The following is an 11,726-nucleotide window of genomic DNA, read 5'->3' as shown; positions in this document are numbered from 1 at the left end:
GATGAGCGGCGGCTCGCCGCATCGCCGATGATGGCCGGCTTTCATTCCTTTGGCCTGCTATCCCCGATCCCGATGGGGATCCAGGTCGGGGTCAGATAAAGGGATTTATCCGCCGTCTATCTGTGAGCCGGGGCGGTTAGAGCGTGTCTGAAAATTTACCAGCAAGGTGTCTAAGGGGTCTCCCTCAACCACCAACTCCACAGGGGGTGGTGTGGAGGGGATCTCCCCTCCACGGAAAACCCCACTTTTCCGGCCTGCACCTGCCTTTCTCGGCCCTTTCCGAAGGGCCCAGGCCGAGGTCAGGCAGGTTGAAGGCAGAAGAAGGGCTTTTTCCGGAGGGGCTCCGCCCCTCCGGGCCTCCCCACGGCAGAAGCAATGGCATCTCTCAGACACACTCTTAGGGCGATCAATCAAACAGTAACTCCCATGCTGCCAGGGGCCGGGCGTGGAAGCCCGGCCCACTGTCCTCTCATATAAGATCTCTGATCGTTTCTGTCATTCTGAACAGTTACACTATTTCCATCTCTGGTCATTTACCTCAATTCCATGTACAATAGAAGTATGCTTCATGCCATATTGCTTATGAAGAGATGGCGGGGCAGATCATGTCTATCCGACCGGAAACCCGAGGACGTGGCGCAGCCCCGATGGAGCCGCTCTGTATCTACATGTTGGGGCCCCCTCGTGTGACGTGGAGAGGCCATCCTCTGACCATCCCACGGCGACAGACACGCGCTCTGCTGTATCGCCTGGCCGCCCGGTTGGAGCCCGTACCCCGTGAGCAGCTCTGCTTCCTCCTCTGGCCCGATGTGCCGGAATCCACCGCTCGTCGAAACCTCAGTCGGCTGCTAAGTCACCTGGATCACGCCCTTCCCACGTCAGAGATATTGCTCATTCGTCAAGACGATATCGCTTTCCGTCCCGATGATGTTTGGTCTGACACGGTAGCGTTTGAGCGCTTATGCGAAGGGCGTGCATCGCCAGCTCATCGAGCTTTACACCCTCCTGCGGGGCGAATCGGTGATACAGCGACCTCCATCGCCTGCCTGGACCCCTAGGCGATGGCTACATTGCCATAAGCTGCCAACGGATGGCCTTCGGCTCAGTGGACGAATACGTGCCACCGGGTAGGGCGACGCATGCGTCGCCCTTACGAGGCGGTCAGATATGTGATGGGGACGCAGGGCCGTGTGCTTACGGGAGCTCTTGTTTGCCTGTTCCAAGCGAAACTGTGGCCCTACAGGCATACAACGCTCTGGCGACGGTGCTATACTCACCTAATGGCCTGCATGTTCCTCGGGAGGACGTGAGATGCGCGGTGCTGGGATTGTGATCTCAGTAATGACCTTGGCTCTCCTCATGCTGCTCGTGGATCTGGCCCTGGCCGCTCCCAGCTGCTCACTCGATGCGTCTCCAACCCCCGGCATCGCTCGATCTGACAACCCTAATCCGCCGGATCGCCCGGTCAAGCTCATCTTCATCCACCACTCCACCGGGGAGGACTGGCTGGCGGACGATCATGGCGGCCTGGGCATCGCCCTGCGGGATAACAACTACTTTGTCAGCGACACCAACTACGGCTGGGGGCCGGATAGCATTGGCGACACCACCGACATCGGTCACTGGTGGAACTGGTTCCGCGGCCCCCGTCGCGATGTTTACATGGCTGCTTTGTACGCCGAGAGCGGCCAGCATTCCTCGTATTCTCGCCTCGCCACTGATCCTGGCGGCGAGAACGAGATCATCATGTTCAAATCCTGCTTCCCGAATTCTCACCTGGGGGGCAATCCGAACGATCCGCCCACCACCGGAGATAACCCCCTGCGCGGCCAGGATGCCTATTCCGAATACATGACCGTGGCCAACGCCAAGGGGATTTACAACGACATCCTGGAATACTTCGCCACCCGCCAGGACAAGCTCTTCATTGTGATCACTGCGCCGCCATTGGTGGCCAACAGCACCGATGCCGCCCACGCGGCCAACGCCCGTGCCTTCAACAACTGGTTGGTGAACGATTGGCTAGACGGATATCCCTACAATAACGTGGCCGTCTTCGATTTCTACAACGTGCTCACCAGCAATGGGGGCAACCGCAATACCAACGATCTGGGCTGGGCCAGCGGTAATCACCATCGCTGGTGGGGCGGCGCGGTGCAACACATTCAGACGGTGGACAACAACTTCTCCGCCTATGGCTCGGATGCTTGGGACAGCCATCCTACGGCGGCCGGGGATCGAAAGGCCAGCGCCGAGTTCGTCCCATTGCTGAACATCTTCTACTATCGCTGGAAAGGAGCTGAGGAGGCGCCCACTTCCACGCCGACGAGCATACCGACTTCCACGCCATCTCCGACGCCCATCTCGGCACCGACGGCTACGCCTACTCCCACGTCGGTTGGGACACCCGTTCTGAGCCGAGGACGCTATCTCCCACTCATCCTGCGGGGATGGCACGTCGCAGGTCCTACTCCTACGCCCACCAGCACGCCTACGTCGGCTCCTGTATGATCCCGCCGATCTGGCCGCGGTGGCTCGAGGGGAGATGGAAACGTGGGAGCCACAGCCGTATGCCGTTCTGATCAGCAAAAGTACCACGTAGGTGCGGCCGCGTTCGATCGGGAGCGGGGGCTGTTGTATATCCTCGAGCCTCTGGCCGATGCCGATAAGCCCCTGGTGCATGTGTGGCGCGTGCGATCGTTGCCTATCAGCCAGGCGAGCACCCACCCGCTCGCTTGACTAAGGTGACATTTGGTACTATCCTGTACCTCACGATAGCCCTCGAAGTATCGACCTCGCGTGTATCGGTTCTGGCCGTAGGATTATATCCGCATCAATTTAACGGCATAGACGAGACCTCTGTCCGCGTTTTCCTCTCTAGGCTGCCCGGGGATACGGGGTCGCGCTCATGGAATCGCTTCGCAAAAAAAGAGGAGGATAGTCAGCCATGAGGAGCCGCTCCCCCATCCTGGCGACCGCCTTTCTGCTCCTGTTTGTCACCTTGGTGACGACGATGATGCTTGGGCCATCCGCTGAGGCGCGTCCTGCGTACCTGGACGGTACCCGGGCGCCGCCGGCCGGGGGCGACGAACATACCCGCCTCTCAGATGACGCTCTCCACACGGTGATCATCCCCGCAGCAGGGCCGGAAGGCACCTACAACCAGCAGCCCTACATTGATACCTACGTTTACTCCGTCGCACCCAGCACCAGCTATTGCACCAGTGCGAAGCTGGCCGTGCAATATAACAGCAGCGAATTCGGCACGGAGTACCAGCGGGCCTTCGTTGGTTTCCACCTTTCCAGCATCCCGGCCGATGCCATCATCGACTCCGCCACCTTCTATGCCTACCTATACGATGCGTGGGGCGCTAGCCCCGTGAATATCGAGCTCCGGCAGGTGACGGCCAATTGGGGTTGTCCGCTCTATTGGCCGGGGCCGAAGACCGTCCCGGCCATATCTCGCTCGGTAGGTCTCACAATAGGGTGGTACACCTGGGATGTGACGGCGCTGGTAGCGAACTACTGGAAGGGAAAGGACTTCGGCCAGGCCCCCAATTATGGGTTCGAGCTCCGGGGACCGGAGACGGGCGGTGCTAAGTACTATCACTACCGCTACTTCCGCTCCAAGAACGCGACCAGCGGCCGTCCCTATCTGGTCGTGCAGTACCACCTGCCCGCCACCGACACCCCGACGCCCACCGCCACGCCGACGCGTACTCCCACTAGGACGCCAACGCCCACTGCCACACCGACGCGCACTCCCACCAGGACGCCGACCCCCACATCCACGGGCATCCCTCCGGCATTGAGGATCGTAGCGGGTCCCAGGGTGTCTGAGATCACCGCCACCTCCGCCGTGATCACCTGGACGACCAACATCTCAGCCGACAGCGTGGTCCGCTACAGCCAGCGGGCTGTCCTCTTCACCGACCAGGTGAGCGACGCGAGCCGCGTCACCGAGCACCGCCTCGTGCTCAGCGGTTTGGTGGCCAGCACCACTTACCGCTATCGGGTGGAATCGACCGATGCTGCCGGGAGGCGCGTCGTCAGCCAAAGCGGTTACTTCAGAACCGCGGCGAAGCCTGACAACCAGGAGCCGGTCATCTCACAGCTGCGCGTCGTTCGATTGCCCACGGAGGCCGAATACTACCAGATCGAAGTAGATGCTTTCGATGAGGACGGCATCGAGCGGGTTGACTTTTACATCGATGATCAGCTGATCGGCTCCGATCACTCCGGTGGGGATGAGGCCAGCATGCTGCTGGCGCCATCTGTCATGGGCTTCCGTCGCTCCGACTTCTTCCGGCAGCATCAACTATTGGTTCGCGCTGTGGACATCCACGATGCGGTGCGAGAGGCATCCTCCCCCTTCATCCCGCCGGATGAGAATCCGCCCATGGATATGTGGATCATCGCCCCCGCGCCAGATCACACGATCTACATCAGCGGGTGGGCTGTCCCGCCGGGCGCCGTGTTGGACATCGAGGTCTACGCTGCGGAGCACGGCTGGCATTGCGGCTCCTCCGGGTTCCTGGATCCACCTCCCGGCGTCCCGCCTCAGCCCGCTCGCCGCTGTACCGAGACCACCGATCCCGTGAATCGCGTCGAGTTTTACATCGATGGGGAGTTGGTCCATACATCCTACCCTTCCTCCTCGAGCGACTATGGGCACGAATATTCCTGGGACATCAGCGGGATGTCCACGGGGACGTACACGGTTCGAGCCGTGGCCTACGCGAGCGATGGATCGCGGGCAGAGGACAGCCGGACGGTGCGGATCGAGCGGGGGGAGCGCCGCCTGGATGTGCAGCGTACGGTGACCCGTGTCGATAATCGCCTCAGGGTGACCCTTTGGATAACGAACACGGGGACGCTTGATGTCTCGCTGGATGCCATTGAGGATCATCTGGTCGGGTTCCAGGCGGTCGGTCGGGATGGGCATAGCTATGTCTTGACCAGCAACTACGACGATGCAACCAGGCGCTGTGATGTGACGCTCGACCTGGGTACGGGAGGCTCGTCCACCGTCGTGATACGCCCCGGTCGTTCCGCTCGGATTAGCTACGACGTCATCCCCATCCTCTATCCTGATGATGTGGACTATGCAATAGGTGGGGAACCTCTGGAACTCTTCGATCTCTGGGGCTTTTATCACGAGACCTTCGATCGCCCGGCCTTCCTGACCACGGGTGGCGAGACGCTGGCCGAGGCTGTGGCCCGTGCCCGCCAGGCATCGGATTACCTGTTGGTCACTCGGCCCGACGCTCTGTTCACCTTCAATCCCACGGCCGATGTCAACGCTCTGCTGGGTGATATGGCCGAGCTGGCCTTCTATAAATCGGGGATCTTGGGATATCTGGACGCCGTCCATAGCGCCGCCGCCGATGATGTCCGCTCCGTGATACTCGATTGGGGTCGGGACATGATGGGCAGCGATGGGACCCCGGAGGGTTTCCTCTCCAACGGCTATCTGCTACTCGTTGGCGAGGAAGAGATCCTCCCTGCCTACACCACGTCTCACGGCGACGCGGGCACGGTCCGTTGGAGTGACCTGAAGTATGGGAACACGAGCGGTAATTGGGTGGACCCGGAGCTGATCGTGGCCCGGATCATCGGGGACAGCGCCGCCGATCTGCGTATCCCCATCGAGACCAGCATTAATCTTCGCAACGGCCATTCCGGCTTCCTGTTGCTGCATAACAGTGCCCTGGTCGTGGCCGGCGATGGAGATGGCGTGGAGGCCTTCGAGCAAAACGCGGACGACATCGCCGACGTCCTCGACGATCGCTTCTCCACCGTCACTGAGTGGAAGGTGCGTGAGGTGCTGAACTCCGGGCAACGGCCGTCTACCAAGTTCGCCAACGACGTAGCTGGCCGCGACCTGATCTTCTATCGCGACCACTGCAACGAGCGAGGCTGGTCCGACGTGGTGGATGACTGGGACTTTCCCCTCAACTTCGGGGGACGCAACCCCTTTGCCTTCGCCTGCTGCTGTAGCGCCGGCCGCTATGAGACGAGCGCGCCGAACACGGGTATCGCCGAGGCGTTTCTCGAAAACCGCACCGCGGTGTACATCGGCTCCACGGAGGTCTCGCCCCGCATGACGAACAACGAGGCATGTCTCTGGTTCTTCCAAAACTGGGAGGACCGGCTGCGATACAGGAGCGTCGGGGAGGTCTTCCGTGATCTGAAAGTCCACCTGAGTGGGACCTACGGGGATTACTGGGCCTCAGAATATCACCTGTATGGAGATCCAAAGCTGGGCAGCGGTTACGTCTCGCTCAGCCGGCAAACTCCGGCGACGGCCCCCGCGGCCGAGCCACCGACCACGGTCCAGGTCGAGGTCCCCGATTACGAGGTGGTGACCATCGGCGGGTTCGACTACCCTCACATCCCGGGCGGTGGCCTGCTCATCGAACCGAATCGCCCTCGCGTTCCCTATTTCGCCGTCCAGCAATCCCTGGCCCCGGGGTATCGGGTGCAGGAGGTGGTCCAGACCTGGCGATCGGAGCCGACCCCCGTTCCTGGGCTGAAGATCCCGGGCGGGCTCGAGGAGATGGACGCGTCCCGGCCGGCTGAATCATCCCGGTCGGATGGTGAGGGCGAGGGTTGGTGGCCGGAGGAGCCCTTCTCGTGGGAGGTCACCAAGCACCCGGACGGCAGCCGTACGCTGACCATCGTGGTCTATCCTTTCCTCTATAATGACTCAACCCAGGAAGGCCGGTTCTACAAGTCGTACACCTTTGCCATTACCTATACCCTCTCCACGGTGACGGTGGCTGCCCTGGAGGCCGACGATGCCTACGCACAGGGGGCGTCCGTGATCGCCCATCTGTGGGTGAATAACACCGGCGACCGCCAGGACGCGATCGTCAGTGCGGTGGTCAGGGAGCAGGACTCCAAGGAGATGGTGGACGATCTGCTGCTGCGGCGGCTGGGGGAGGTGGGGACACAGGCCTACTTCCCTCTGCGCTGGGATAGCACCGGCTTCGCCCCCGGTGACTACGAGATCTACGTCGAGCTGCGTGACTTCGACGGCAATCTACTGGACAGCGAGGCTGTGCCTTTCCGGCTGGGCCTTGCCGATGCTGAGCTCACCGATCTGAACGTCAGCCCCTTCGCGTTCCATCCGGGAGACGATGTGGCCATCGCTTTCACCTTCCGGAACACAGGGACGGTTCCTATCAGCGGAACCGTGACCTTGCAGGCGTACAACGCCGCGGGGGATATTGTCCTGGATCGGATCCGGGATACGAATCGGCTGGCTCCGGGCGCGAGCCAGCCGATCCAGGAGACCTGGGACACGGAGGGGATCTCACCTGGGCGGTATCGGCTTGTGGTCTATGCCCTGTACGAAGGGGTGATGACGAGGCCGCTGTGGGTCGATCTTCAGGTGGGCGATCCCACGTATCTGCCGCTGATGTTTCGATGAGAACGAGGGCGCGTGTCCTCGCGTCCCGAGAGATGTGCGGAGGGGCGGCCGTCCCTCCGCACATCCTTTTTGGAATATGCCCGTCTAGGTAAGGTGGAGGATAGAAGCCGGCGCATTCCTCCGGCTCGATGGGGCTCTTGTGTGCTATAATGAACCGACGTTGCATGCGTGGCAGTTCTGCACGGAACCGTGGGCGTGGGGGAAGGATATCCGCGCCTCCGTGTCGGCGCGTTCACGTGTGGTGCTGTCTCTTGCGTTCATGGGGCTCCTTCCAGGCGTCGAACGGGCGGAGAGTGTGCCATGTCCATCCAGCCGGAGACGATGCTGCCCGCCGCTGAAGGCGTAGCGGACCTGAAGGTCTACCTGCTGGGTCCACCCAAAGTGCTCTGGGGTGGGGATCTTCTCACCGTACCACGCCGCCAGACCCGAGCCCTGCTTTATCGCCTGGCTGCTCATCTGCAGCCGGTCTCCCGACAACGTCTCTGCTTCCTGTTTTGGCCCAATGTCCCGGAGTCCTCGGCTCGCCGCAACCTCACCCATCTGCTAACCCATCTTCGTCGGGCTCTCCCCGATCCGGAGATCCTCCAGACGTCAGAAGATTTTGTCGCCCTGGACCCGCGCCGGGTGTGGTCGGATACGGCATCTTTCGAACGATGGCGTGTTGCACTGCCTCGCGAGCCTCAGCCTCTCCGAGAGGTCGAGGATCTGGAGGCCCTTCAGCGAGCCGTAGAGCTCTATGGCGGACCCTTCCTCGCCGACTTCTCCCTGCCTGCCAATCCCGAGTTCGAGATGTGGGCTGCTCAGGAGCGCCGCTCCTGGGAGCGGATCTACCTGGAGGCGTTGGAGGCGCTTCTGGAGGGATGGACGGCGCGAGGGGAATACGACGCGGCCATTGCCTGTGCCCGACGTTATCTGGAGACGGATGAGCTGGCTGAGGATGTGCACCGCCGTTTGATGGCGCTGTACGCCGCCGTCGGCGATCGAGGCGCCGCCCTACGCCAGTTCGAGCGCTGTGTCGCCGTCCTGGAGCGAGAGCTGGGGGTCAGCCCGCTTCCGGAGACCCGGGCCATCTATCAGGAGATCCTGGATGGACATCCGCCTCCGTTGCAGCGTCCGGTGGTCTCCCCCGCCTGGACGACCCTCCCCAGCCTGGAAGTTCCCCTGATGGGGCGTGATGAGGCGTGGCAGCTTCTGGAGCAGGCGTATGCTCGCGCCCGGGCGGGGCATGGCGGCGTGGTCCTGATCTCAGGCGAGGCCGGCATCGGCAAGTCGCGCCTGATGCAGGACTTCGCCACCCGTCTGCAGGGGCAGGCGTTGGTCCTGGTGGGGACGGGGCACTTCGGCGCCCGGACGACCCCCTATCAGCCCCTGGTCGAGGCTTTGCGTCCTGTGCTGAGCGACGGGAAACGAGGCCGGGGGGATGGTGGAAGCTCCTCGGCTTCGATCCCTTCCCTCCTTCACACTGTCTCACCGGTTTGGCTGGCGGAGGCTTCCAGGCTCCTGCCCGAATTGCAGGAACGGATCCCGGATCTTCCACGGTTGTTGCCCTCGGAGCCCGAGGAGGCCCGTCCTCGGCTGTTTGAGGCGCTTTGTCGGATCGTTCTGGGGCTGGCGGATGGCCCTCGGCCGGTCCTGTTGTGTCTGGACGATCTCCATTGGGCGGACAGCGCCACCCTGGACTGGCTGGCCTACCTGGCGTGCCGGATTCACGGGCGGCGGTTGCTAATCCTCGGCGCGTACCGGTGCGAGGAGGCCGACGCGTTGGGCGGGCTGCGGCATAGCCTGGCCCGGGCGGGAAGGCTCTCCGAGTTGGGGTTGACGGGGCTGGATGCGGAGACCGTCCTGCGGCTGCTGCGCCATCTGGTGGGCCCGATCCCCGGCGATGAGGCGCTGGCTCGCCGTCTTCAGCAGGCTACGGGGGGCAATCCCTTCTATCTTCTGGAGACGGTGCGGGCATTGCTGGAGGCGAACCAGCCGCTGGCGGACCTGACTCATCTGGAGAATTTCCCCCTGTCCGATCCCGTCCGGCAGGCGTTGGAGGCGCGCCTGTCCCACCTCAGCCCACGGGCCCGGCAGATCCTGGAGGCCGGCGCCATCCTGGGGACGTCCTTTGACTTCGACCTGGTGCGGCTGACGGCGGGGCGGGGGGAGCTAGAGACCCTGGACGGATTGGACGAGTTGGTGGCCCGACAGCTGCTGGTGGAGGAGGCGTCCGGCTATCGGTTCCAGCACGATCTCACCCGGCGGGCGGTGGAGGTGGGGCTCAGCCCGGTGCGGCGTCAGTTGCTGCATCGGCGGGCCGGCCGGGCGTGGGAGCAGCTTCGGCCGGATGCGGCGGCCACGCTGGCGTATCACTTCGACGCAGGCGGCGAGGTGGCGAAGGCGCTGCGCTATTACGCGCAGGCGGCTCAACAGGCCACCGAGTTGTTCGCGTGGCAGGAGGCTGAGGAGTATCAGAGTCGGGCGCTGGCGTTGCTGCACCAGCTGGATCCCGCCTGCTCGGATCCCACCTGTCTGGCGCAGCGTGGACGGATGCTGGCTGATCGGGCCCATCTCCGCTTTCTCCAGGGGCGGCTGGCGGATCGGGATGCGGATCTGGCGGAGATGGCTGCCCTGGCCGAGGAGAGCGGCGATGATGGGCTGCGCCTGCAGGCGTTGATTCATCGGGCTCGTTATCTGAACCTGGACGGCCGGTATGAGGAGGCCATCGCCACGGCGGAGGAGGGGATCGCCCTGGCGGAGCGCATGGACGATGCCTCCGCTCGCTCCTGCCTGCTGGCCCAGCTCGGTTTCGCCCATTACTTCCGCGGCGAGTATCAGGCAGCGATGGAGCCGCTCCTTGCGGCCCTGGCGCTGGAGCCGGCCGATCCGGCCGCGCGTGGCGAGGTGCTCAGCGTGCTCTCCTACGCGTACTACCTGATCGCCGACTACGAGCGTTCCCTCGATTATCGCCGGCAGGCGTTGTCCATCCGCTCGGAGCTGGGGCTGCTGGCTCGCGTGGCGGAGGATCTGACGGACATGGGGATCCTCCATACCCGGCTGAATCGGCTGCCCGAGGCGGAGCAATACCTGACGAGGGCGCTGTCCCTGGCGCGGGAGATCGGATCGCAGCCGGCCGAATCGTATGCCCTGAACAACCTGGGGAATCTGCATTATCTGCGGGGTGATTATCCGGCGGCCCTGGCCTGTTATGCCGATTCCCTGGGGCTCCAGCGGGCCACCGGCAGCCGGCGAGGGGAGGCCTCGGCGTTGGGGAACTCCGGGATGGTCCTGCTGGCGATGGGCGATTATGCTGCGGCGGAGTCGTTCATCCGTCAGTCGTTGGCCATTCAGGAGGAGATCGGGTATAAGAGCGGTTTAGTGGAGGGGCTGGCACATCTGGCGCAGGCGCTGATCGGCCAGGGGCGATTCGAGGAGGCCCGGGCGGCCGTGGAGCGGTCGCTGGAGATGGCACGGGAGATCGGCGATCGTTATGGGCAGGTGACGGCGTTGAACGTCCTGGCAGGATGGCATCTGGAGCGTGAGGAGCCGGCGGAGGCCCTGCGATGGGCTGAGGAAGCTGTGCGGATCGCTGGGGAGGCGGGGTTGGTGCATGGCCGTATCCTGGGCCTGGCTGCTTTGGGGCTGGCTCGCCTGATGACGGGAGACGCGGGGGCGGCGCTGGCGTGTACGGCGCAGGCGGTTGCGCTCTTGCAGGAGCAGGGATGCATTGAGGGACCGGAGGAACGGGTGTACCTGGCCCACAGCCGTGTGCTGGCTGCGCTGGGGCGGCGCCAGGAGGCTTGCATGGCCCTCTCTCGGGCTCGGGCTGAGGTGTGGTCGAAGGCGGCTCACATCACCGATCCCGTGCAGCGTCGGCGTTATCTGCGTTCCTGGCGTTCGCGAGCCCTCTCTCGCTTGTAGTGCTTCGTGTTGTTCCCTCCGTGCGTGTCGCTTCGTGTGGCCTTGGGCGATCCTGCACATTGCTCATTCAAAACATGCCCTTTGCGCTATGGAAAGCCCAAGCGGTAGGGCAGGTTTCCATAATCTGCTCCCTATCTATCGGGCGGCTATGGAAAGCCGCCCTCCTCGTGGTATCGATTTCCTGGGAGGAAAGATGGGGCGCCGACCGCCTCTGCCTTCTCCTGGGCCTTTCAATGCTCTAATGCTTGAGCGGCCAAGGTCCAGATTCCCCAAGACAGGGAGGCCCGGAGGGGCTAGCGCCCCTCCCTGGACTTTGGCGTTTTGAACCGGCTCCTTGCGTATGCAGGGAGCTTTCTGACGTCCAGAGAGGGCTCTGAAGAGGCTTCCA

Annotated in this window: 4 protein-coding genes; all 4 read left to right on the top strand. The window is 63.2% G+C overall.

The annotated features are described in order from the left end of the window. The first annotated feature begins 1,341 nt into the window (after positions 1–1,341). Positions 1,342–2,511, top strand: a complete 1,170-nt coding sequence (locus GXP39_18710; GenBank protein NOZ30067.1) for a hypothetical protein — start codon at positions 1,342–1,344, stop codon at positions 2,509–2,511. 42 nt (positions 2,512–2,553) lie between these two features. Further along, entirely contained in the window at positions 2,554–2,739 is a 186-nt protein-coding gene (locus GXP39_18705; GenBank protein ID NOZ30066.1) for a hypothetical protein, read from the top strand. Positions 2,740–2,947: 208 nt separating this feature from the next. Beyond that, positions 2,948–7,435, top strand: coding sequence for a DNRLRE domain-containing protein (locus GXP39_18700; GenBank protein NOZ30065.1), 4,488 nt, complete (start codon positions 2,948–2,950; stop codon positions 7,433–7,435). A 300-nt stretch (positions 7,436–7,735) separates the two neighbouring features. Then, the gene (locus GXP39_18695) at positions 7,736–11,338 is read left to right on the top strand and encodes a tetratricopeptide repeat protein (GenBank protein NOZ30064.1); all 3,603 of its coding nucleotides are present in this window, start codon (positions 7,736–7,738) and stop codon (positions 11,336–11,338) included. Positions 11,339–11,726: the final 388 nt, after the last annotated feature.

This window comes from Chloroflexota bacterium (assembly GCA_013152435.1).
Classification (GTDB): Bacteria; Chloroflexota; Anaerolineae; order DUEN01; family DUEN01; genus DUEN01.
Note: the sequence above shows the minus strand (reverse complement) of the source record. Positions and strands in the feature narration are given on the sequence as shown.

Excerpts from the sequence above, each read along its gene's own strand:
- GXP39_18710 (NOZ30067.1), top strand. The coding sequence starts at position 1,342 with ATGACCTTGGCTCTCCTCATGCTGCTCGTGGATCTGGCCCTGGCCGCT.
- GXP39_18700 (NOZ30065.1), top strand. The coding sequence starts at position 2,948 with ATGAGGAGCCGCTCCCCCATCCTGGCGACCGCCTTTCTGCTCCTGTTT.
- GXP39_18695 (NOZ30064.1), top strand. The coding sequence starts at position 7,736 with ATGTCCATCCAGCCGGAGACGATGCTGCCCGCCGCTGAAGGCGTAGCG.